This is a genomic window from Sphingobacterium allocomposti, assembly GCF_008124885.1.
In the GTDB taxonomy this organism is placed as follows: domain Bacteria; phylum Bacteroidota; class Bacteroidia; order Sphingobacteriales; family Sphingobacteriaceae; genus Sphingobacterium; species Sphingobacterium allocomposti.
The window spans coordinates 13,713-36,758 of sequence record NZ_VNHX01000029.1; the positions used below are offsets into that span (position 1 = coordinate 13,713).

Annotated in this window: 18 protein-coding genes; 9 read left to right on the top strand and 9 right to left on the bottom strand. The window is 44.9% G+C overall.

Annotated features, from left to right (window positions below; translation table 11 throughout):
• Positions 1-29 precede the first annotated feature (29 nt).
• Positions 30-1,622, bottom strand: a complete 1,593-nt coding sequence (gene nadB / locus BC792_RS16600; protein ID WP_148910142.1) for an L-aspartate oxidase — start codon at positions 1,620-1,622, stop codon at positions 30-32.
• Positions 1,623-2,110: 488 nt separating this feature from the next.
• On the opposite strand from nadB, the gene nadA reads away from it, so the two are divergent.
• The 3 genes from nadA (at position 2,111) to BC792_RS16615 (ending at position 7,289) form a co-directional block, all read left to right on the top strand.
• Positions 2,111-3,109 (top strand): quinolinate synthase NadA, encoded by a 999-nt coding sequence (gene nadA / locus BC792_RS16605; RefSeq protein ID WP_148910143.1) that lies wholly within the window; start codon positions 2,111-2,113, stop codon positions 3,107-3,109.
• A 62-nt stretch (positions 3,110-3,171) separates the two neighbouring features.
• Positions 3,172-4,230 (top strand): thiamine-phosphate kinase, encoded by a 1,059-nt coding sequence (thiL, locus tag BC792_RS16610; protein ID WP_148910144.1) that lies wholly within the window; start codon positions 3,172-3,174, stop codon positions 4,228-4,230.
• Between the two features lie 1,121 nt (positions 4,231-5,351).
• Positions 5,352-7,289, top strand: a complete 1,938-nt coding sequence (locus BC792_RS16615; protein ID WP_148910145.1) for an acetoacetate--CoA ligase — start codon at positions 5,352-5,354, stop codon at positions 7,287-7,289.
• A 197-nt stretch (positions 7,290-7,486) separates the two neighbouring features.
• On the opposite strand, the gene BC792_RS16620 is transcribed toward BC792_RS16615, so the two are convergent.
• The gene (locus BC792_RS16620; RefSeq protein ID WP_148910146.1) at positions 7,487-9,094 is read right to left on the bottom strand and encodes an acyl-CoA carboxylase subunit beta; all 1,608 of its coding nucleotides are present in this window, start codon (positions 9,092-9,094) and stop codon (positions 7,487-7,489) included.
• A 122-nt stretch (positions 9,095-9,216) separates the two neighbouring features.
• Here BC792_RS16620 and BC792_RS16625 point away from each other — a divergent pair, with 122 nt between their 5' ends.
• Genes BC792_RS16625 through BC792_RS16635 form a run of 3 tightly spaced genes read left to right on the top strand, consistent with a single transcriptional unit; the run spans position 9,217 to position 11,903 of the window.
• Positions 9,217-10,365, top strand: coding sequence for an acyl-CoA dehydrogenase family protein (locus tag BC792_RS16625; RefSeq protein ID WP_148910147.1), 1,149 nt, complete (start codon positions 9,217-9,219; stop codon positions 10,363-10,365).
• Positions 10,355-11,203: a beta/alpha barrel domain-containing protein gene (locus BC792_RS16630; RefSeq protein WP_211357567.1), complete on the top strand. Its 849-nt coding sequence runs from the start codon at positions 10,355-10,357 to the stop codon at positions 11,201-11,203. Before BC792_RS16625 ends, BC792_RS16630 begins: the two co-directional genes overlap by 11 nt.
• On the top strand, positions 11,193-11,903 hold the full coding sequence (locus BC792_RS16635; protein WP_170250067.1) for an enoyl-CoA hydratase/isomerase family protein: 711 nt from the start codon (positions 11,193-11,195) through the stop codon (positions 11,901-11,903). Before BC792_RS16630 ends, BC792_RS16635 begins: the two co-directional genes overlap by 11 nt.
• Before the next feature lie 8 nt (positions 11,904-11,911).
• Here BC792_RS16635 and BC792_RS16640 read toward each other — a convergent pair whose 3' ends face one another.
• On the bottom strand, positions 11,912-12,664 hold the full coding sequence (locus BC792_RS16640; RefSeq protein ID WP_148910149.1) for a segregation and condensation protein A: 753 nt from the start codon (positions 12,662-12,664) through the stop codon (positions 11,912-11,914).
• A 270-nt stretch (positions 12,665-12,934) separates the two neighbouring features.
• Between BC792_RS16640 and dxs the strand changes: the two genes are divergently transcribed.
• A complete protein-coding gene (dxs, locus tag BC792_RS16645; RefSeq protein WP_148910150.1) occupies positions 12,935-14,863 on the top strand; it encodes a 1-deoxy-D-xylulose-5-phosphate synthase in 1,929 nt (642 codons plus the stop codon).
• Positions 14,864-15,644: 781 nt separating this feature from the next.
• Complete coding sequence (gene dnaA / locus BC792_RS16650; RefSeq protein WP_148910151.1) at positions 15,645-17,072, top strand: chromosomal replication initiator protein DnaA; 1,428 nt, start codon at positions 15,645-15,647, stop codon at positions 17,070-17,072.
• Positions 17,073-17,301: 229 nt separating this feature from the next.
• Here the strand turns inward: dnaA and BC792_RS16655 are convergent, their stop codons facing one another.
• The 6 genes from BC792_RS16655 to BC792_RS16680 all read right to left on the bottom strand — a co-directional run bounded on the left by BC792_RS16655 (position 17,302) and on the right by BC792_RS16680 (position 22,599).
• Entirely contained in the window at positions 17,302-17,697 is a 396-nt protein-coding gene (locus BC792_RS16655; protein WP_148910152.1) for a hypothetical protein, read from the bottom strand.
• 208 nt (positions 17,698-17,905) lie between these two features.
• Positions 17,906-18,280, bottom strand: coding sequence for a hypothetical protein (locus BC792_RS16660; RefSeq protein WP_148910153.1), 375 nt, complete (start codon positions 18,278-18,280; stop codon positions 17,906-17,908).
• Positions 18,281-18,501: 221 nt separating this feature from the next.
• The gene (gene lpxK / locus BC792_RS16665; RefSeq protein WP_148910154.1) at positions 18,502-19,545 is read right to left on the bottom strand and encodes a tetraacyldisaccharide 4'-kinase; all 1,044 of its coding nucleotides are present in this window, start codon (positions 19,543-19,545) and stop codon (positions 18,502-18,504) included.
• Between the two features lie 4 nt (positions 19,546-19,549).
• The gene (locus BC792_RS16670; RefSeq protein WP_148910155.1) at positions 19,550-20,014 is read right to left on the bottom strand and encodes a gliding motility lipoprotein GldH; all 465 of its coding nucleotides are present in this window, start codon (positions 20,012-20,014) and stop codon (positions 19,550-19,552) included.
• Between the two features lie 57 nt (positions 20,015-20,071).
• The gene (locus BC792_RS16675; RefSeq protein ID WP_211357568.1) at positions 20,072-21,445 is read right to left on the bottom strand and encodes a PSP1 domain-containing protein; all 1,374 of its coding nucleotides are present in this window, start codon (positions 21,443-21,445) and stop codon (positions 20,072-20,074) included.
• A gap of 11 nt (positions 21,446-21,456) precedes the next feature.
• Positions 21,457-22,599: a DNA polymerase III subunit gene (locus BC792_RS16680; RefSeq protein WP_148910157.1), complete on the bottom strand. Its 1,143-nt coding sequence runs from the start codon at positions 22,597-22,599 to the stop codon at positions 21,457-21,459.
• A 105-nt stretch (positions 22,600-22,704) separates the two neighbouring features.
• Between BC792_RS16680 and BC792_RS16685 the strand changes: the two genes are divergently transcribed.
• A complete protein-coding gene (locus BC792_RS16685; protein WP_148910158.1) occupies positions 22,705-22,911 on the top strand; it encodes a hypothetical protein in 207 nt (68 codons plus the stop codon).
• Positions 22,912-23,046: the final 135 nt, after the last annotated feature.

Sequence of the window (23,046 nt, forward strand, 5' to 3'; positions counted from 1 at the left end):
TATGCACATGTCGGCGGTGCCGCGATAAACTATAGAACAGTATCCTGTAAAGAAGCTGACTTATCTGGATAATCCGTCGTGTAATGCAATCCCCGGCTCTCCTTACGTTGCATAGCGGACTTCACAATGAGGTAAGCGACCTGAATAACGTTCCTTAGCTCGCACAGCTTTACCGACAATTTCGTATTTCTATAAAATTCTTCTGTTTCCTCATAAAGAAAACCAAGCCGACGGATGGCACGATCCAACCTAAAGTCCGAACGTACAATGCCCACATAATCGCTCATCAGCTTTTGCGTTTCTTTCAGGTTGTGCGTCACCAATATCTCTTCGTTAAGCAGCTGAACCTTAGACTCATCCCAATCGGGTATGTCGTCAGCGTGTACAATAGATCCAAACACAGCCTTTGCGTCTTCAAAAATACGGTGAGCGTAAACTACAGCCTCGAGTAACGAATTAGAAGCCAATCTATTCGCACCATGTAAGCCGGTGGATGAACATTCGCCGCAGGCATACAGGTTCTGAATTGAAGTCCTCCCAACCTCATCTACCATAATCCCCCCACACAGATAATGAGCCGCCGGTGTAACCGGAATATAATCCTTTGTCATGTCCAGGCCTATGGATAGGCACTTCTCATATATGTTAGGAAAGTGAGCTATAATGTCAGACTTCTTCCTATGTGTAATATCTAAATAGACGAACTCCAGTCCCGATTTTTTCATCTCGTTGTCTATGGCCCTTGCCACGATATCCCGTGACGCCAGATCGCCCCTTGTATCGTACTCTTCCATAAACGACTCGCCATTTACACGTCTTAACACGCCCCCGAAACCCCGCACCGCTTCGGAAATGAGGAATGCCGGAGAATCGGTGGGGTTGTATAGCGCCGTGGGGTGAAACTGTATAAACTCCATGTTCCTAACTTTACCTTTAGCACGGTATACCATCGCTATACCATCTCCAGTTGCTATAGTCGGGTTTGTCGTGCTGGCATAAACATGTCCGGCCCCGCCTGAAGCCATTAATGTTACGCGGCTCAGGAACGTCTCTATCTTGTTCGTCCGCGTGTCGAGTGCATAAATACCATAACATTTAATATCCGGAGTAGACTTGTCCACATGTACCCCCTGATGGTGCTGTGTAATCAGATCTATAGCAAAATAATGCGTTAATATTTCTATGTTCGGGTGTGCGTGGACCTGCTCTAGCAAAGCTCGCTCTATCTCGTAGCCCGTAATGTCCTTATAGTGCAAAATGCGGTGCTTGGAATGTCCGCCTTCGCGCGCAAGGTCATAATGCTCATCGTCGACTTTGTCAAAATTGGTACCGTAGTCTATAAGTTCCCGAATACGCTCCGGCGCTTCTTTCACAACGTTTTCCACAATTTGTGGATGGCATAAACCATCTCCAGCAACCTCAGTATCAGCAATATGCTTATCAAAGCTATCCGACTTATCCACAACAGCTGCCACGCCACCCTGTGCATACTTCGTATTGGACTCATCCTCATTGGACTTAGTGAGTATCAATACGTTACCTAGCTTTGCTGCTTTCAGGGCAAAACTCAAACCGGAAATACCAGACCCAATAACTAAAAAATCTACCTTTCTATGTGCCATAATGTGAACTCGGGTTCGCTATATCTAATAATGGAGTGAACAAATTAACAAAATATGTGGAAAACCTGTATAAAAACCGTGAAGTAAAATTGAAAACTTTATTTATTTCCACCGGCGGTTTTAAATTCCCACAATTCCACGTGAAAAATTAAGAGAAAATGAACCCTATATTAACAAAATGTAAACAGTAAAAATTCAACAGAAAAATATGGAAAAAGAAAAGCCTTTTAAAACACCTCTTTGTAAATCAACGCATAAGCACGTGGAAAATGTGTATAACCTGTGGAAAACAGATTAAAAATCACTTTTCCAAAAATAAAAGATCCGGATTTTCCCCATTTTCCACACACTAATAAACAACAAGATTCTTTTCTTAAAAAAACATTATCATTTATTGGAAAAAGGGAATGTGGATTCCGTTTCATTTTCTTTGTTTACTTTTGTGTAGTCATGTAGTCTTACACGTGAAACATATATTGAGAAGATAGATGAATACGACATTTGAAAAAGATCTGGAAGCAAAAGGGTATATCGATGAGCCCATCGATCCTACACTTGATTTAGTAGCTGAAATCCAGCGACTTAAGAAGGAAAAAAATGCTGTTCTTTTGGCTCACTATTATCAAAATGCTGAAATTCAGGATATTGCAGATTATATAGGTGATAGTTTAGGTCTGTCACAGCAGGCTGCCAAAACCGACGCCGACATGATCGTATTCGCCGGTGTGCACTTTATGGCTGAAACGGCGAAAATATTGTCGCCATCTAAAAAGGTTCTGCTTCCTGACCTGAAGGCGGGCTGTTCGCTTTCCGACAGTTGTCCTCCCCATCTATTTGCCCGTTTCAAAGAACAATATCCGGATCATCTTGTAATAACTTACGTAAATTGTACTGCCGAATTGAAGGCTTTGTCAGATATTGTCTGCACATCGAGTAATGCGGTACAGATCGTCGAAAGTCTGCCGAAGGATCAAAAAATCATATTCGGGCCCGATAAAAACCTGGGTGACTACGTAAAGAAGAAAACCGGACGTGATCTTGTCCTGTGGAATGGAGCCTGTATGGTACATGAGATCTTCTCCCACGATAAGATAGCTGATCTTCGCAACCAGTTTCCAAAAGCCAAGTTTATAGCGCATCCGGAATGCGAGGACCATATTCTGGCACAGGCCGATTATGTTGGTTCTACATCGGGAATGCTCAAGTTTACGATAGAAGACGATGCAGCCCAATATATTGTTGCTACAGAGTCGGGGATATTGCATCAGATGCAGAAGGCAAGTCCGTCTAAGACATTTATCCCGGCGCCGCCCAATAATGTCTGCGCCTGCAACGACTGTCCACATATGAAACTCAATACACTTGAGAAGCTTTACAACTGTCTGTATTACGAACTTCCGGAAGTAGATCTGCCGGCGGACGTCATTCAACGGGCCAGAAAACCGATAGAACGTATGTTGGAAATTTCCGAGCGTTTCGGATTATAGTTTATTTTTATGCATCGGGCGAAATGACGTTCTGATGGGATATTAACCTTAGGTAAAAAGACATGTTTGATAACAAAGACAAAACGGATATCAGCGAGCTAGGAGAATTTGGACTTATATCGTATCTGACCAACGCCGTGGAAATTAAAGAAGCCTCTACGGTAAAAGGTATTGGCGATGATGCAGCTGTACTGGACTTTTCGGAAAAGGCCACACTGGTCTCGACGGACCTGCTTCTAGAAGGCATACATTTTGATCTCCGTTATGTGCCGCTGAAACATCTGGGATATAAAGCTGTTCAGGTAAACTTAAGCGATATCTACGCGATGAACGGTATAGCGTCGCAGATTACATTTTCTATCGGTCTGTCTTCCAAGTTTCCCCTAGAGGCTGTCGAGGAGATTTACGAAGGTGCATTGATAGCGTGTAAAAAATATAACGTAGATCTGGTAGGGGGAGATACATCTGCTTCTGTACAAGGGCTGGTTATTTCCGTAACCAGCATCGGTACCGGAGAGAAGGACCAGGTTGTTTATCGTTCCGGCGCAAAGGAAGGCGATCTTCTTTGTGTGAGCGGTGATCTCGGCGGCGCGTACGTGGGATTGCAACTGCTGGAGCGGGAGAAGCAGATATTCCTCGAAAACCCTAATATACAGCCAGATCTGGAGGGAAAGGATTACATTGTTGAGCGACAGCTCAAGCCCGAGGCCCGTAGAGATGTTATCGAGTTATTCCGGACCTACGGTATCCGTCCCAGTGCGATGATCGATGTTTCCGATGGTCTAGCTTCGGAAATACTGCACATATGTAAAGCTTCTAAAGTAGGTTGTAAGCTTTATGAAGAAAAGATACCGATCGATCCGATGACATATGAAACTGCGCGTGAGTTTGGACTCGATCCTACAGTCTGTGCACTAAGTGGAGGAGAAGATTACGAATTGCTGTTTACAATTCCGCAAAGCCAATATGATCAGGTGAAAAACCAGATGGACATCAGCATAATAGGATATATCACCGAGGAATCCGCGGGCTGCGAGATGATTTCCAAATCTGGACACGTTCATAGTATTAAAGCGCAGGGTTGGAATGCTTTTGCTTCCCCTGATCCGGAGAGTGAATAGTGTATATGGCGCCCGAACCTTTAGAGATCGCCGTCGCGGTAGGCGACGTTTAGGAGAACTAAAGCGTGTGGCTGTAGGGATCCGGAGTCACATTAACGTGAATTACCGGTCCGACGCCTAGGTTTTTGAAAGAGCCGGATACTTCTCCTATTTGGTTATTTTAACCCAATAATACGTGAAATATAGTGAGTTTTTGGTCCGAAGAAATCTCAAACCGAAATGACCACGGTCATTTATCCAACTCAAAGTTTGTTTTTGTAAAGTGACCGCGGTCGTTTTTAAAAATGAACGTTCCGTTTTTTATTTGACCACGGTCATTTTTCGGGTATATAAGCAAAAAAGCCGGCATCTGGAGATGACGGCCACGTGGTTAAACCAGCAAAGAATGATGATTTCATCTTGCTGAACTTAGATCGTCATGACCTTCGCTGGGCGGAGTGCCCTCTGGGAGTACCAAATCTGCGGTGTATGGGTTACAGAGATTTCTTCGGCCGTATCGCTGCCGGTGCTGCCCAAAGGACAGGCGTAAAACTTCCCTGCCGCTATGGGATCCTTTTGAACTTCGGGGTTGATGCGTATTTTAATTTAAACATTTTTCTAATATTTTATAGTTAACATTGTTGACTGACATTGGTCTTTTTGTCTCATGGCGTCCTATATTTCGAGGTGTCTTCCGATGACTGTACGCCGGTCTGCCATCCTCTTTGGAGTAGCGGATCCGGCAAACATACGCTGTCTTTTCGAAAGGTATGTCCAAAATGTCCGGAATTGGTCCAAATGTCCTTAAATGTCCTAAAACGTCCTTAATGTCCAAAATAGGTATAATTCTTAGATAGATTGGTTTCTTCGCAGCAGCTTTCGGCGGTCGTCATTCGTCCTTGCAATGAACGAAAAAAGTCAACAAGCAAATTAACCGGCCGTTAGCTGGAGGTAGTTCCGGAGGTAAACATCCTGTTGTCGACCAATACCGTAGATAAAACCTCATGGGGGGACGAGAACACGATCTAAATCCATATCCGATATGGATGGAAAGGGAGTAACCGTCATCGCATCCATTGCAGACTCAATGAAATCTAGAAAGTTTCTTATCTTTATCTTGTTTTAGCTCCATTATAAACTATATGAAAACACCGATCTGGATACCAACGGATGACTATATGACCGCTTCTGTCATGTATCAATACAAGCGTTACGTGGAGCATCGTTTCGGAGTGGAGTTTAAAGATTACGCAGGCCTGCATCAATGGTCCATAGCTGATCTTCCGCTGTTTTGGGAGAGTTTATTGGATTTCTTTGGGGTCCGGTTTTCGGGAACATATGAAAAGGCCTTAGTCTACGATCGCGGAGCGGACGACTTTATACATGTTAAATGGTTCGACGGAATCTACCTGAGCTATAGTGAGCACATTTTTCTGCATCGTAACGAAGATGATGTAGCCATCAAATATGGTGATGAACGGGTAGACTATGTCACGGTTACCTGGAAAGAGTTGGAAGCCAGCGTTTCCTGTTTACAGCAATTTTTACTGGAAAAAGGTATAAAAAAAGGAGATAGAATAGGCGGTGTCTTAAACAATACAATTGAATGTGTTGCTATCTTTCTGGCAGTTAATAGTATTGGTGCTATTTGGACCTGCTGTTCGCCTGATTTTGGTATTAAAGGAATTGTTGACCGCCTGGCGTTAGTCGAGCCGAAACTATTGTTTACGGAATCTACCTATCAGTATAATGGAATAAAATTTGACAAGCAGGCTATAAAGCTGGACATAGAGCAGCAAATTCCGACGGTGAGCGAAATCGTGGAAGTACACGGCTCTACGTGGAATCAAATTTTTCAATCGTTTCTTCCAACGGTACTTTCCTTCGAGCGGGTTCCATTTGATTTTCCGATCTGGATATTATATTCTTCGGGAACGACAGGTCGTCCCAAAGCTATAACCCATCGTACAGGGGGCAATCTTCTCGAACACTATAAAGCTTTGGCGCTGCACCAGAACGTACAAAAAGGAGATAATTTCCTATGGTATACCACGACCGGATGGATGATGTGGAACTACGCGTTATCGAGTCTGCTATGTGGTGCTACATTATGCCTTTACAATGGTTCAATCACCTATAGGGAGCATACACGTTTCTGGGACTTTGTCCGACGTTCGGAGGTCGACCATTTAGGCTCGGGAGCTTCTTACTTTGCATCAATTCATGAGTTGACGATACCAGACTACCGGCCAAAGGTGATAGGTTCAACGGGTTCCCCTTTACCGGATGCCACGTTTGAAAATATACACGACAAATTTCCGGATACGCCTATTATCTCCCTAAGCGGGGGAACTGATGTCTGCAGTGCTTTTCTGTCGGGGTGTCCGCTTCTGCCCGTGTATGCCGGAGAGATCCAATGCCGGACGCTGGGATCGGATATAGTAGCCTATAATGACGCTGGGCTTGAGGTATACAATGAAGTCGGCGAGCTGGTCATCAAACAGCCCATGCCGTCCATGCCGCTATGTTTCTGGAACGACAAGGGGGATACCAAATATAGGGAAAGCTATTTTTCAGGGTTTTCCAATGTATGGAGCCACGGCGATTGGATACTCATTACCGGAAATGGGGGAATACGGATGTTCGGACGTTCGGATGCCACGTTAAACCGCGGAGGAGTAAGAATAGGAACCGCAGAGATTTATAACGCTGTGCAGGCTGTGGAACACGTGTCCGATAGTCTGGTAATAGCTACTGAAGAGACGTCTGCACATTCGAAGATGATACTTTTCTTAAAGCTGGACGGGAAGATCCTACTGTCGGACGTCGTCCCAAAAATTAAGGCAGCGCTGCGAGAGCAGTACAGTCCACGGCACATCCCTGATCTGTATTATCGCGTGAGCGATATACCGTACACCCTGAGCGGAAAAAAGCTGGAGATACCGATAAAGAAAATTTTTTCAGGGACCCCGCCTGAAAAAGCAGTGATTACGGATGTTATACGCAACCCGGAAAGTGTTTCGGACTTCCTGAAAATCTACAACGAAGAGCTGAAAAAAGCGAACGGCCAGTCGTATTGACGGAGGCCGAATTTTCCTTTAAGCTCGGTAGAGATAAACTACCGGCCAAGTAGGGAGGAAGTAATAGCAATCTGAATATTATAGCGCCCATTATTGTCCGAAAGCCTTCGACAGAGCCTGTGCTGAGCCTGCCGAAGTGCTCAGCCTGACAAGATCATCCAGTTCGCTTAAAGTTAGTCCTGAAAGTAGACTTTGGATTATACTTGTATTACACCAAGACGATAAGCTTCAAAAACCGGTTGATGATTAGCGGCTTCTATGCCCAGCGATATGATTTTACGGGTTTCGCATGGATCAATGACGCCGTCCACCCATAGTCTCGCTGCAGCATAATATGGGCTGAGCTGTTCGTTATACTGTCTTTCGATTTTTGACATCCACTCTTCTTTCTGTTGCTTATCTAATTCGATATTTTTAGCTTTCAGCGCCGCTTCTTCAATTTGCAATAGTGTCTTTCCCGCCGATGCGCCGCTCATCACAGCCATATTGGCTGTCGGCCACGCATAAATCAGCCGGGGATCATACGCTTTGCCGCACATCGCATAATTGCCCGCGCCATAGCTGTTGCCAACGATAAACGTAAACTTCGGAACAACGGAGTTAGCCATGGCGTTGACCATTTTTGCACCGTCCTTAATGATTCCGCCGTGTTCCGATCTGGATCCAACCATGAATCCGGTGACATCCTGGAAAAATATCAACGGTATTTTCTGTTGGTTGCAGTTCATGATAAAGCGGGCTGCTTTGTCCGCGGCATCAGAGTATATTACACCTCCCATCTGCATTTCGCTGCTATTTCCCGGCTTTTTAGCTTTCACGATTTCCCGTTGGTTAGCCACGATTCCTACCGCCCATCCGTCTATGCGGGCCAATCCGCAAAGGATGGTTTTGCCGTATTCTTTTTTATACTCCTCCAGCGTTCCCCTGTCGACAATGCCTTTTAACAGCTCGCGCATATCATATGGTTTAAGCCTATCCACTGGCAGGTAGGTATGGAGGAATTGGGAGTCGTATTCCGGTTCCCGGGCAGCTACGCGCGAAAAATTGCTGGCGGCATTTGAACCGAACTTGTCTACAATACTTTTGACAGCGTCCAGGCAGCTTTCGTCGTCGGGATATCGGTTGTCCGTGACGCCGGAAATTTCGCAGTGTGTCGAAGCGCCTCCCAGCGTTTCGTTATCGATAACTTCGCCAATGGATGAACGTACCAGATAGGAGCCAGCCAGAAAAACCGATCCGGTTCCCTCCACGATCAGCGCGTAGTCAGACATGATGGGAAGGTAGGCTCCGCCTGCTACACAAGGGCCCATAATAGCGGCTATCTGAGGAATTCCCATCGCGGATATTTTAGCATTGTTACGGAACACGCGGCCAAAATGCTCCTTATCGGGAAAGATCTCGTCCTGCATAGGTAAATATACGCCGGCTGAATCAACCAGATAGATGATAGGCAGGTGATTTTCCATGGCTACCTCCTGCGCCCGTAAATTCTTTTTTGCAGAAATAGGAAACCAGGCACCAGCCTTTACGGTAGCGTCATTGGCAACCACGACACAGAGCCGGCCACTTACATACCCGAGGACTACGACGACGCCTCCGTTGGGGCATCCTCCATGTTCTTCGTAAAGGCCGTCGCCAGCAAACTTGCCTATTTCCGTATATGGACGTTCATGGTCTAAAAGATAAAAAATCCGCTCCCACGCGGTTAACTTGCCTTTTTCCTTATGTTTTTGGATTTTATCTATGCCGCCGCCCAATTGAAGTTTTTCATTCTTTCGTTTCAAAAGTTCCAATAATTCTTGCATATAGAGGTCTTTTTTTAAAATCTAAATTTATAAGTGGTATTTGCTTGATAATTTGTGAAAATTTTAAATTACGGATATTTTTTTATAATTTTCATAAATCCAATATAAACTTACGAAATATTATGTTACGTGCATACGAAAACGAACAATTAACTTTGGTTAGGGAGAGCGCAAGGCATTTTTCCAACGACTTTATCAAGCCTCATGTTATGAGCTGGGATGAAGAGCAATATTTTCCTATAGAGCTTTTTAAAAAATTGGGCGAGTACGGTTTTATGGGGATTCTTGTACCCGAGGTTTACGGCGGTGCGGGACTGGATTATCAGGCTTACATCACCATACTCGACGAGATATCGCAGGTGTGTGGCTCCATCGGACTATCCGTAGCAGCTCACAACTCGCTATGTACTAATCATATCTTGTCTTTTGCAAATGAGGAGCAAAAACAAAGGTATTTGCCTAAGTTGTCCACAGCGGAATGGATAGGGGCATGGGGTCTGACAGAAACCGGCTCGGGCTCGGACGCCGGCGGACTGGCAACGACGGCTGTGAGAGAAGGCGACTATTATATTCTAAATGGGTCGAAGACATTTATTACACATGCCATTAGCGGCGATGTAGCGGTAGTTATGGCGCGTACCGGCGAAAAAGGAGACAAGAAGGGGGTAACCGCATTTATTCTCGAGAAGGGAATGGAAGGCTTTTCTGCGGGAAAGAAAATTGATAAGCTCGGAATGCGGGCTTCGGAGACAGCGAGCCTGTTTTTTGACAACTGCCGCGTCCATAAGGATCAGGTTATCGGCAAAGAGGGAGAAGGATTCGTGCAGGCCCTGAAGCTGCTGGATGGCGGACGTATATCGATCGCCGCTCTTTCGCTGGGAATAGCCAGGGGAGCTTATCTGTGTGCGTTGCGTTATGCCAATGAAAGAGAGCAGTTTAACCAGAAAATATTTAATTTCCAGTCTATCGCCTTTACACTGGCCGACATGGCTACTAAAATTGAGGCAGCGGAACTGCTTATCAGGCAGGCAGGCCAATTAAAAGATTCCGATAAAAGGGTGACCAAGGAAAGCGCTATGGCAAAGCTGTTTGCTTCTGAAGTGGCTGTGGAGGTGTCTAATGAAAGTGTTCAGATCCATGGAGGGTATGGCTTTACCAAAGATTATCCGGCAGAGAAATACTTTAGGGATGCCAAACTCTGTACCATTGGAGAAGGTACCAGCGCTATTCAACGTATGGTCATATCACGCGAAATAAAAGATGATGTCTGATAAAGTACAATTGGTAGATTGCCCGCGGGATGCTATCCAGGGAATACATTCTTTTATTCCTACCGGAAAGAAAGTAGCCTATCTGCAGAGGCTGATCGATAGCGGATTGTTCGACTTTCTGGATTTTGGCAGCTTTGTTTCGGCAGGAGCAGTGCCCCAGATGGCTGACAGCGAGGATGTCGTCCGCGCCATTGGCGGGAAATCCGCTACAAAACTGATAGCTATCATCGCCAATGAGCGGGGAGCCCACACCGGCAAAAAATATTCCGCCATTGATTATTTAGGTTACCCCTTTTCGATGTCGGAGACGTTCCAGCGCCGCAACACGAACCGCTCTATAGACGAAGCGTTTGATACCGTCAAGCGGTGTCAGGAAATATTGGATGGAGGGCCGGCGTTAATGATCTATGTGTCGATGGCCTTCGGGAACCCATACGGAGATACGTGGGATCCGGACATTGTGCTGGGATGGATGGAGAAACTCAGTAACGTAGGGATAGGGAAGTTCTCCATAGCCGACACCACAGCGGAAGCTTCTCCGGAACAGATAGAGCAACTTTTCGGGCAGGTAAGAATGGAATTTCCCGATGCCGAGCTCAGCATACATCTGCACAGCCGCCCGGCAAATGCCCTATCCAAGGTCGAAGCAGCATATAAGGCCGGATGTAGGATCTTCGAAGGGGCAATCATGGGCTATGGCGGCTGTCCTTTTGCGCAGGACGATCTGGTAGGTAACATTCCATCGGAACTTTTAATAAATAGATTTGGCAGAAGCGGCCATATCGCTATAGATTTGCTCATGGATGAATTTCAACAAATGTTACGGCATGAACTATAACTATATACGCACAGATACGGCAGCACATGTATTTACCTTAACGCTTGCTCGGCCTGAAAAGCGAAATGCCTTTACGCCGTCTATGGTCAGCGAGATAGCACATGCACTGGATATTGCTAATAAAGACGACACCATAAAACTGGTACTCGTACGGGCTGAAGGTCCGGTATTCTGCGCCGGAATGGATTTACATACGTTTAGGGATCCTTCTATGGATGTTGTCAACCCTGCCGTTCCGGTTACCGATAGCTCTCTCGGCGAAGTGATGGACAGTTTGCGTAAGCCGTCGATAGCAATCGTAGAAGGAGACGTTATTGCAGGTGGTTTTTTGCTTGTACTTGGCTGTACCTATGTATTTGCCCGTTCTGCGGTGCGGTTCCGTTTACCAGAGGTAGCTTTGGGGATTTTTCCGTTTCAGGTTATGGCCAGCCTATATAAGGTGATGCCGGAGAAACAGGTGTTGCAGCTCTGTCTTGAAACAGAGTACTTCGATATAGAAAAAGCGTTGAGGTTGGGTATAGTGGATGCTATATATGAAGAGGCAGCCGTTACCCAGTTAATTGCGTCGTTCAAAGAACTTGATACACGGACGTTGTCGGCGGGTATAGGTGCATTAAGGAAGCTTCCCAGTATAGCGAAAGACAAACACTATTCTTTTTTAAAGGAATGCCTGGAGAATCTACGCGATGAGAAGAACTAGTTTGCCTGTTAATTCAGGTCGCTCCGTTTTTCGATCCAAAAGTTGTTGAACCCTAATCCGATCTGGATTTCCAGCAGTTTCTGTTGCAGCATTTCCAGCATGGCCAGAAAGTTATAAACAAACTGAACTTTGTTTTCAGAGTGAGCCCGCATCTGCTGAAAGTCGAGTTTGCTGTTGATCTCTATGAGTTCGGCAATCGCTTTTTTCTGCTGTTCTATGGTGTACGGATATTTGACGACCGTATGCGTCACTTCCTGTATCCTATGCCGGAAGTTGAACATCAGCTTCTCGTAGACGACGAGCAGCCTGTATAAGTCAAATGTGTCTAGCTGCTCCTCGGTGTTGTCCTTTTTCCGCGCGATCCTGTTATCTTTTGTTACATTGCCCCTGCTGTGTAGTCTGCCGCGTGCGTCCTCCAGCTCGCGCAATTTTTCGCATACCTCCTTAAACTGTTTATATAGAATAAGCTTTTGCGTAAGTTCTTTCTTTAAATCTATTTCATTTTCAGCTTCGTCAAGTTCCGGGCGTGGCAGCAACATCTTGGCTTTAATACGCATCAAAGTAGAGGCAACGAAGATAAACTCGCTCGCCAGCTCTATATTTAGTGATTGCATCTGCTGAATGTAATCCAAAAAGTCGTCTGTAATTTTTGAAATAGGAATATCATGTATATTCAGTTCGTCTCTTTCGATAAAAAACAAAAGTAGATCAAACGGTCCTTCAAACTGTTCCAGTTTTATTTCGTAAGCTTCGCTCTGCATAGTCGCTTCAAAAATAAGGAATTGGCCGGAAATAATTTTTTATATTTTCCGGACGTAGCTGGAGGACGTGTTCTGCCAATCGGCACCGAAAGAGAACATTATATTCAGCATCTACACCCCTATTGGAATCGATAATACAGAGCATAAGACGATTGCAAGATTATCGTTGCACGAAAAACACCAGGCGTGTAAACTTTTATTTGGATTTATTGTTCTGTAGTTTAATGAATAAGTTGTTAATTTGTAACTTATTTATATACAAGAGAAGATATGCAAGTAGAGGCAGGTCCATTGCTACAACAGATAAACTATCCTTCTGATCTTCGACAGCTAAAAGCTACAGAGTTGGAGGACTTGTGTCATGAACTGAGGCAATTCATTATTGATATCGTGTCAGTTAACGGCGGGCATTTTGCGGCAAGCTTAGGTGTGGTAGAACTGACAGTTGCTCTTCATTATGTACTTAATACACCTTACGACCAGATTATTTTTGATGTCGGGCATCAAGCCTATGGGCATAAAATATTAACCGGACGTCGGGATGTTTTCCATACAAATAGGATATTGGGTGGAATCTCCGGATTCCCGAAACGAGGCGAAAGCGAATACGATACATTTGGTGTGGGACATTCGTCCACCTCTATTTCCGCTGCGCTGGGCATGGCCGTAGCGTCGGAATATAAGGGTGAAACCGATAGGCAACATGTTGCGATCATCGGCGATGGGGCATTGACCGGTGGAATGGCATTTGAAGCACTTAACCACGCTGGAATTGAAAAATCCAATCTGCTGGTTATCTTAAATGATAACTGCATGTCCATTGATCCCAACGTCGGTGCGATGAAGGAGTATCTGACAAGTATTACCACCTCAAAAAGTTATAACAAGTTTCGGGACGAACTGATTGCAGTTCTGGCAAAGATATCCAAAAATGGCCCCGACGCGTATGGATGGGCAAAGAAACTCGAGCAGAGTATTAAAGGGACGTTATTGAAGAACGCAAATCTGTTTGAATCGTTAAACTTCCGGTACTTCGGGCCTGTAGACGGCCACGACGTCGTCAAATTGGCTAAGACATTAGAAGATCTGAAACATATTCCCGGACCGAAATTGTTACATGCCGTAACTGTAAAAGGAAAAGGGTATGCACTGGCGGAGAAAGATCAAACGAAGTGGCATGCTCCCGGTCTGTTCGACAAGATTACCGGTGAGATTAAAAAGAATAAATCGGATAAGCCGCAGCCTTCAAAATATCAGGATGTGTTCGGACACACTTTAGTGGAACTTGCCGAGCAGAATAAAAAAATCATGGGGATCACGCCCGCTATGCCTTCAGGCTCATCGATGAACATTATGATGAAGGCTATGCCGGAACGGGCTTTCGACGTGGGGATTGCCGAGCAGCATGCTGTAACCTTTAGTGCCGGTCTGGCGACACAGGGGATGGTTCCTTTTTGCAATATCTATTCCTCTTTTATGCAGCGTGGCTACGACCAGGTGATACATGATGTGGCGCTACAGAATTTGCAGGTCGTGTTTTGTTTAGATAGGGCAGGACTTGTCGGCGCGGACGGACCAACACACCATGGGGCTTATGATATAGCGTTTATGCGGTGTATCCCTAATCTGGTCGTTTCGGCTCCGATGAATGAAGAGGAACTGCGGAACCTGATGTATACGGCCCAGCTGCCGGATAGAGGTCCTTTTGTTATCCGCTATCCCCGGGGCAACGGTGTCATGGTCGACTGGAAGCGGCCCTTTGCAGAAATCGGGATTGGCAAAGGACGGAAATTGCATGATGGAGAGGAGTTGGCTATTTTAACTTTCGGGACTATCGGCAATGAAGCTGTAAAGGCCATACAGGTATTAAACCAGGAAGGGATATATCCGGCGCATTACGACCTGCGGTTTGCCAAGCCGCTGGATGAGGATCTGCTGCATGAGGTTTTTGCTAATTTTAAAAAGATTATAACGGTAGAGGATGGAAGTTTGATAGGAGGAATAGGATCGGCCGTTCTCGAATTTATGAACGATCATAACTACCAGGCACAGGTTGTCCGCTTAGGGATACCGGACACCGTGGTGGAGCACGGCGAGCAGGCGGAGCTATGGAAGCTATGCGGATATGACGCCACGGCTATTATGGAAGCTTCAAAAAATTTGGCAAAAAGCATAAAGACCGATACGATGGTTTCTTAATTAAAGTTGTGAAGGTGTAAAGTCTTGGAATCGTGAAGAGTACTTCGTAGTGAGATAAAGTTGATAAGGTTGAATAAGGAATAAGCTAATGTAACCTATGTGCGAACAGTCATAAGCCATAGAGTTGCTGATTTGTAAAGCTAACCCGTAATCACGAGAAACGTCTTCTAACTCTTCTACCCCCTCTAATTATTCTCACTTCTCTTTCCATTGTCTATCCTTCGACGGGCTCTGGACGACAACGTCAGGCTGAGCACTTCGGCAGGCTCAGACAGGCTCTGTCGAAGCCCTCGTACGACAACGAAGCAATTTAATCCCTACCCTCTAACTCTTCTCGCTTCTCAATACCCACTACTCAAATCTCGCATCTAGCGAATCACGAGACGAGAATCACGCTCCAGTCCCTACCCCTAATTACCCCTACTCATCACTCCGCAGCCGCGGTGAAAAAATATGTTGCATATTAACGTGAATTTATGTAAGTTTAAAACGAAGATCTAACGAATAGTTTTCCACATCTACCAAGCTTTAATAGAGATTTCGTTAAAAAATGCGGCAGTGAAAAGCCCGAAAATTATGATGTTGAAAAATAAAAATTGTAGGCCTAATCTAGGTGATAATTGCGTTAAAAATTAAGTTAAACAGTTGATTAATAAATAGTTATTCTTTTTTTAAGATTTTAGTTTTTTAGCTCAAATTTTTTTGTCATCTTCGTCTTAAGAGAAAGTTTTGAACAATTTTTTTGTCAAATATTGGTTTTCAAGTTATTAACAATTTAAGAATGGAAAAAACGTGCACAAGTGTCTGGAATAGCTGTCTGCAAATCATAAAAGACAATATCCCTGCGCAAAGTTTTAAGACCTGGTTTGAACCTGTGAAAGCAGTAGGTCTAAATGGAAACGTTTTGACTATTCAAGTGCCTTCGGTTTTTTTCTACGAATGGTTGGAAGAACACTATGTCGGCATTCTTCGTAAAACTATCAAAAAGTTTTTGGGAGAACAGGGTCGACTGGAGTACAATATTATCGTAGACAAATCGTCTGCCAACACGCCTTATACAACGAACATTCCTTCCAACGGTAATGGTGCGGAAGGAAAGAAGCAATCTATTCCGGTCCCTGTCGCTTTGAACAAGAATATCAAAAATCCTTTTGTTATTCCAGGATTGAAAAAGTTGCAGGTGGATCCTCAATTGAACCACCACTATACGTTCGACAATTTTATCGAGGGAGAATGTAATCGTCTGGCGCGTTCTGCGGGATTCGCTGTAGCCAATAAGCCCGGCGGCACCTCATTTAATCCGTTGATGATTTACGGAGATGTGGGATTAGGGAAAACACACTTAGCACAGGCTATTGGTAATGAAATTAAAAAGAATTTACCGGACAAGCTCGTTATATACGTCTCGTGCGAGAAGTTTTGCCAACAGTTTGTGGATTCATTGAAAAATAACACCATCAATGATTTCGTAAACTTCTATCAGGCGATGGACGTGATTATTATGGATGATGTGCACAACTTTTCCGGTAAGGAAAAGACGCAGGACATTTTCTTCCATATTTTTAACCACTTACATCAGTCTGGAAAGCAAATCATCCTGACTTCGGATAAGGCTCCAAAGGATCTATCCGGACTGGAAGAGCGTCTGTTAAGTCGGTTCAAATGGGGGTTGTCGGCAGACATTCAGATTCCCGATCTGGAGACCAGAATGGCGATCTTGAAGAAAAAAATGTATTCTGATGGTATTGAGCTACCCGAGAATGTCGTAGAGTATGTAGCTACTCAGATAGACAATAGCGTACGCGAACTGGAAGGCGCTATGGTGTCGTTGTTGGCACAATCGACGTTGAACAAAAAGGATATCGATTTAAATCTGGCTAAATCGATGTTAAAGAACTTTGTCAAGAATACACACAAAGAAATTTCTATGGAATATATCCAGAAATTGGTTTGTGAATACTTTGAAGTACCTGTAGAAATGGTCAAATCCAAAGTACGGAAAAGAGAGATTGTTCAGGCACGTCAGATATCCATGTATCTGGCCAAGAACCACACCAAGTCTTCTTTGAAGTCTATCGGAAACTTTTTCGGAGGGCGGGATCACTCGACGGTAATCTACGCTTGCCAAACAGTAGAGGATTTAATTGAAACGGACAAGAAGTTTAAAACGTACGTTCAGGATATTCAGAAGAAACTCAAAACTTCCTAAACGACTTTGATTTTTGAATGTATGAAGAATGCGAAATCTCTCTGGTTTCGCATTTTTTGCTACCTGACTGTATATTTCTACTTGTATCAGGCACTGTGCCGCAGATATATCGGGAATTTATCCATAAGCACGTTAAAATAGAAGAAAGTGGAACTATAGCGGTTCCACTTTTCACATTTGCTAAATGTATCCTCGAAAGGATGATGTTAGAGATTTATTATGCTGCTATTTATTGATTATTTTGTTCGGGTTGCTGTTCCTGATGTTGTACCGGTGGTGCCGCGGGCATTGTTTCTACCGGCCGTTCGGAAGTGAACTTTTCGAATAGTGTTTTCTGCTCGTCCGTCAGTTTTTCCGCTACTTGTGCATCGGTTGTAGCCTGCAATTTGCTCAGTGATTCCGCCAGCACCTGCGGGGAAAGGGTAGCGTCTGCTTTTAAAGCTTCTTTTGCTTTCGTCCCTTCCAGGACAATAAGAATGATGGGCTTTTGCTGATCTTCCGTTAAGGCCAATTTTTCTGTTAACACGCTAACTTCCTGTCTGGCCACTTCTTCGGGATTACGCTGGGCAAAAGCAATGGTGAATGCCAAAAGTAAACCGATTCCTGTCAAAAATAGCTTTTTCATATCTTTCCTTAAATTATAAGCTATATAAAATAGCTTCCGTTTATAGTAATAACAGAAAAAGCTACGCTTTAGTATTTTAATGTATCATATATGTTACATTTTAACATTCGTTAACGTGTTTCGCGTGCGGAAGCGATGGGTATACCTCACCACTAAAAAGGGGGATCAGCTTCTGCCGATCCCTTTTAGTAGCCCAAAGAGCTTTATCTTATCGGCTCTGACGCCTCTGTTCCCACTGTTTCTCCAGCTTCTCATACTTTTCTAGCTGTTCCGGCCGGAGAAAGGATTTAATTTTGGTACTGTAGGTTCGTCGGTGCTGCTGGATGGCATCGCGTATCTTCTGTCTATCTCCTTGGGCCTCAGCGAACGCCTTTTTTTCATGATTGGCTTGCGCCAAGGCATATTTATATATGGAATCCTGCTGGGTCTTATCCAGTTGAAGCTGGTTGGTGAGTTGCTCAACCCTGCGCCCTGCTCTTTCGTTTGGATCCATTTGTTGAAAGCCGCGTCCTGTGCGCTCCTGTGCGTAGCCTATGCTGATTCCTAGCATCAAGCACAGTAAAAGTACATTTAGATTTTTCATCTGTCTAATTATCTATAACTGTTAAATATCCGTTCTCGATGAGCCGGTTTCATCCAGCTCATGGTTGTATCAGGCGTTCGTTGTTCTTGCCGACGATGACAGTCACGTCACGACGGCAGCGACTAATACGCCAAACACTCATGCTATATAAAAGTAAATGTTATTGATGTAACTTGTTAGCCTATAGATTGTTATTTAGTATACTTTAACGTAAATTGATACTAATTAACACTTCCTGATTGAAATGCTTTTTCGATCTCTGTGTTTAGCTGCGGAGCCTCTCCAAAGAGTATGGCTTGTTCGATTGGTAAAAAGTAAACGGGGTGGCGATCCAAAAAAGAGGAGGGAATCCGCTGAAAGTCTTTTTCAGTTGTCACAATGATCTTTTGTTCACGACCGATCTTGCGAAAGGTGTTGCTTATTTCTGTAAACTCCCGTTGGGTAAAGTGGTGGTGATCGTTGTAGCGCAGGTGTTTTACGTTCTTTACCCGTTGTGTTAGGTAGGAAGCCATTGGTTTAGGATTAGCTATTCCTGTGACGAGAAGTACGTGTGTGTCGGCAAGGAGTTTATCATCGAAGTGTGCTCCCTGCGCGTTTTTCAGATGGCCATAAGCTGTTTTGGCATAAAATATAGGTGAATGGCTGTATCTCGAAAGTCTGGATGCTATGACAGATTTGACGGACGGATCGACATGGTCAGGACATTTCGTTACAACAATAACATCGCTACGGCGGCTTTCCACCAAGGTATCCCTGAAGTTTCCCGTGGGCAAAGGCAAAATGGGTTGGAGGAGCGACGCATAGTCAAATAAAAGTATAACAAAGGAAGGCTTTAACGCACGGTGCTGAAAGGCATCGTCGAGTAGTACGCCGTCGACGGTATCGCGCAGCTGCTTTATGGCCAGTACCCTGTCTTCGCATACGATCACTTCTGTTTCTGGAAATTTACGTTTAATCTGCAGGGGTTCATCTCCGACGGACACTGATTGATCGGTTGTCTTAACGATGCGGAAACCTTTCGTTTTCCGGCCATATCCTCGACTTACAACGGCGATGTTCCTTCGCTGCTTGAGTGTACTGAGGACATATTCCGTCATAGGACTTTTACCCGTTCCGCCGACAGCCAGATTTCCGATAACCACGACGGGGAGGTCAAAAGAAGTGCTCTTCAGTATCTGCAGGTCATACATCCTATTCCTTAGCCAGACGACAGCGGCGTAGAGTAAAGAGACCGGAAGCAACAACCAGCGTACCACGTGAATCATAGGGTTACCGTTTTACGAGCTTTATTCCGACGTCAGTAATATCCCGAAGGGGATTGTCTACCATATTTTGTTCGATACCGAATGTATATACGCCTGTATCAGGAAAGGAGTAGTTTTCCTTGAGGAGCAACTGCCGTCCATAAATGGTGCCGGCGCTGGACCCCGTCCATCGGCCATCTGCACGCGCCAGCTGTACCTCATAGCGATAAGCGGTGTCTTTCAGCAGAGGACCCTTCTCGTGAAGAAGAATGAACAGGTTCGCGTAGTTGTATTCGTTCGTATGACGCACGTTGAGCCATAGATCATATCTGGCACGGTTGTCCTCTATTTTCACATCGAATGTCGGAATGGCATTATATGCCCAGCTTCGGTCTTTAATGGGGATATTCCTTTCGTAAAAACCCTGTTCTCCGCATGATAGGAAAAACAGGGTTATACAATATAAGCAAATGACGCTACGTGTTCTCATCCATCCTACGTGGTTTAGCTGACAAGCTTGTCTTTTAAATGCGGCGGAGTGTTTTGCTTACCCTTCAGCACTACTGTTGCTTCCTTCCTGAGACTTATTCCGGTTTCTGTTCCGATTCCGGTTAAATCTTTTTTTCGGTTTGCTGTTGTTGGATGCTGCACCGCCGTTGTCGTCTTTTGTTGCTGCAGATTTGTTATTATCCTTCGGTTCCGCTTTTTTCGCCTCTACCTTTTTAGGTTCTGCGGATCTGCTATCCGCTCCCGTATCCTTTTTATTTTTTGCTTTTTTGCGTTTTTTCTTTCGGTTTTTCTCATCCAATCGTGTCAGAGAATCTTGCCCTACCACATTCTCGTAGTCGTAAGAAACGGGTTTTTCCACTTCTTTCGGTACATAGGCAACCGTCAGATCCTGCGCTTTTCTTCCTCCTTTGTTCATTTCGGCATACTCCCGTACACGTTTAACATCCAACGGGATCCAGTTTTCGACGCCTGGATAAGAATACCACATTATCTTCTTGAATATATCCGTTTTCTGAAGATAAGCAGTCCCTGACTCGGTTTCTAACCGATCGACATTGGTCGGTATGTCGCGGAGGGCATCCATATAGCTGTCGAGCTCATAGTTCAGACAGCATTTTAGCTTACCGCATTGTCCTGCCAGCTTCAGCGTATTGAGTGACAGATTTTGGTACCGGGCTGCCGATGTTGACACTGTTTTGAAATCCGTCAGCCAAGTCGAACAGCACAGCTCCCTGCCGCAGGAACCTATTCCGCCAAGTCTACTGGCCTCCTGCCGCATACCGATCTGGCGCATTTCAATACGTATGCGAAACGCCTCGGCCATGCGCTTGATCAGCTCCCTAAAGTCTACACGGCCTTCGGCGGTATAATAAAATGTTGCCTTCGTCTTGTCTCCCTGATAGTCTACATCCGAGATTTTCATGGACAATCCCAGCTCCAGCGCTAAATTTCTGGCCCGATGCATGGTTTCCCATTCTAAGTCTTTCGCCGCGTTGTATTTCTGGATATCCGTTTCACTGGCCTTCCGATAGATTTTCTTTACGACCGCCTCTGGCGTAATATTGTTCTTTTTCAGCTGCAGGCGGACCAGTTCGCCGGTAAGGGACACATGTCCGATGTCGTACCCCCCTGTGTTGGGTTCGACAGCAACCATTTCGCCCATTTCCAGATACAGGTTATCCGTGTTTACATAAAAATCCTTTCTGGATCCTTTGAACCTTACTTCTACAATGTTAAAGGGTTTATAATTTGATGGCAAATCCATATCGGACAGCCAATCGTATACATCTAATTTATTACATCCGCTGGTCATGCAGGATCCATTGTTCTGGCAACCTGCCGGTGCTTTCCCCGAGGTAGTCTGACTACCACTGCTGCACCCACCGCCGGATGAGCAACTGCCACATCCCATATTTTCTTCCTTTATATATATTGAGTCCCTTGAGGGAACGTTTGATATTTAAAAATTAAAACTAATTGCAAAGATAAATCTAAAAATAAAATTTTAGGATTCGCATTGCGCTCTACCTTGTAATGTGTTTTTTCCAGCAAATCGATAGCCGCTTCCAGCTGTTCGATCTTGAAGTTGCTGCTGAATTTCTGGACAAAATCCAGCTCCTGTCCCTGAAGAAGCACTAATTGATGAAGTCCCTGTTGCATCAGCACAATCTGGCGGAACATATTAACGGCATAAAGTAGGAAATTTTTTTGATTTTCCCTGCCAAGTTTCGGAAAGTCTTCTTCGCACAGACGGATGATATGCAGCCCCGTGTCGGTGACAACAAACCGAAGCCAGTTTAACAACAGGTCAAAATAAGGGTTTGACTCTTCTTCTAGCAAATCGAGCGCTGCCTGTAAATTGCCGTCCGCCATAAAGGCTATTTCGTTTGCTTTTTGTGCCACCGCGTTTCTGCGCTGCATTAAAAAGAGCGTTATATCGTCGTGGCTGAGCCTCGGAATTTTTACCAGCTGCGTACGCGATATGATGGTATTCAATATGCGGTCCTGGTTTTCCGCAACCAAGAGGAAAAGTGTTTTTGCAGGTGGTTCTTCAATAAGCTTTAGCAAAGCATTGCCCTGCACATCCAGAAACTCCGGAAACCACATGATTAGCACCTTGTATTCAGCCTCGAACGCTTTCAGACTTAATTTTTTGATGATATCGTGTGCTTCGGCGATATTGATATTCGCCTGTTTGTTTTCCGCATCCAGATGCCTCCGCCAGAAATCCAGGCCCATGTAGGGGTTTTCAAGGAACGCCTTGCGCCACTCCTCCAGATAGGTTGCGGCCACCTCGTCTTTCCCCTTTGCAAAAAAAGGATAGGAAAAATGTAAGTCCGGATGAATAAGTTTCTGGTATTTGTTGCAGGAGCCGCATACGCCGCAGCTGTCGTCTTCCTGCTTGTTTTCGCAGTTGACATACTGCGCATACGCCACGGCTAAGGCGAGGCTTCCCGACCCCTCCGGCCCCAGGAAAAGCTGCGCGTGGCTCACCCGGTTGTCCTTAACCGTTTGTACCAAATGTGCTTTGATCTGCGAATGTCCAATGATGTCCTTAAACTGCATATTTTTTAACCTTACAAAGGTACTAAATTTAGTGGTCAGTTGTTAGTGGTTCGATGGACTTAGAAGATACCCTATCTAACTATTTTACTTCATTTAGTGTCAGATATGGATAGACGACAAAAATCCGTTCAGGAAAAAGTGTCAGGGCGGAGTACGGCCGGTGCAGATCAGGCAAGCGTGCGGACCTCGCGTGCTGATGCAACCCGCCTTTTCTTGTGGTGGGTACTGACGACAATAGGTTTACCCCAAAATCTGTCGCACCCGTCCCATACTATCTATAGAGTTCCGCAGGGTCTCTACGGATCGGAGTAAGTCTTAGATTCCTTTTTTATTTTAAGATTCTTAGTGGCGCTCGGCTTCGCATTAAGGGTAGTGTTGGCTTCGTCGTCGCCTCTTCGTCTCGTAAAGGACATCAGGTTTACGCGGAAATCTGTCGCATCCGTCAAA

Bases quoted from the DNA above. Each gene is read 5' to 3' on its own strand.
- BC792_RS16620 (WP_148910146.1), bottom strand. From the start codon at position 9,094: ATGCAAGAATTATTGGAACTTTTGAAACGAAAGAATGAAAAACTTCAA.
- BC792_RS16625 (WP_148910147.1), top strand. From the start codon at position 9,217: ATGTTACGTGCATACGAAAACGAACAATTAACTTTGGTTAGGGAGAGC.
- nadA (WP_148910143.1), top strand. From the start codon at position 2,111: ATGAATACGACATTTGAAAAAGATCTGGAAGCAAAAGGGTATATCGAT.
- thiL (WP_148910144.1), top strand. From the start codon at position 3,172: ATGTTTGATAACAAAGACAAAACGGATATCAGCGAGCTAGGAGAATTT.
- BC792_RS16660 (WP_148910153.1), bottom strand. From the start codon at position 18,280: ATGAAAAATCTAAATGTACTTTTACTGTGCTTGATGCTAGGAATCAGC.
- BC792_RS16680 (WP_148910157.1), bottom strand. From the start codon at position 22,599: ATGCAGTTTAAGGACATCATTGGACATTCGCAGATCAAAGCACATTTG.
- BC792_RS16630 (WP_211357567.1), top strand. From the start codon at position 10,355: ATGATGTCTGATAAAGTACAATTGGTAGATTGCCCGCGGGATGCTATC.
- dxs (WP_148910150.1), top strand. From the start codon at position 12,935: ATGCAAGTAGAGGCAGGTCCATTGCTACAACAGATAAACTATCCTTCT.
- BC792_RS16635 (WP_170250067.1), top strand. From the start codon at position 11,193: ATGAACTATAACTATATACGCACAGATACGGCAGCACATGTATTTACC.
- BC792_RS16655 (WP_148910152.1), bottom strand. From the start codon at position 17,697: ATGAAAAAGCTATTTTTGACAGGAATCGGTTTACTTTTGGCATTCACC.
- BC792_RS16615 (WP_148910145.1), top strand. From the start codon at position 5,352: ATGAAAACACCGATCTGGATACCAACGGATGACTATATGACCGCTTCT.
- BC792_RS16670 (WP_148910155.1), bottom strand. From the start codon at position 20,014: ATGAGAACACGTAGCGTCATTTGCTTATATTGTATAACCCTGTTTTTC.
- nadB (WP_148910142.1), bottom strand. From the start codon at position 1,622: ATGGCACATAGAAAGGTAGATTTTTTAGTTATTGGGTCTGGTATTTCC.
- BC792_RS16685 (WP_148910158.1), top strand. From the start codon at position 22,705: ATGGATAGACGACAAAAATCCGTTCAGGAAAAAGTGTCAGGGCGGAGT.
- BC792_RS16640 (WP_148910149.1), bottom strand. From the start codon at position 12,664: ATGCAGAGCGAAGCTTACGAAATAAAACTGGAACAGTTTGAAGGACCG.
- dnaA (WP_148910151.1), top strand. From the start codon at position 15,645: ATGGAAAAAACGTGCACAAGTGTCTGGAATAGCTGTCTGCAAATCATA.
- lpxK (WP_148910154.1), bottom strand. From the start codon at position 19,545: ATGATTCACGTGGTACGCTGGTTGTTGCTTCCGGTCTCTTTACTCTAC.
- BC792_RS16675 (WP_211357568.1), bottom strand. From the start codon at position 21,445: ATGGGATGTGGCAGTTGCTCATCCGGCGGTGGGTGCAGCAGTGGTAGT.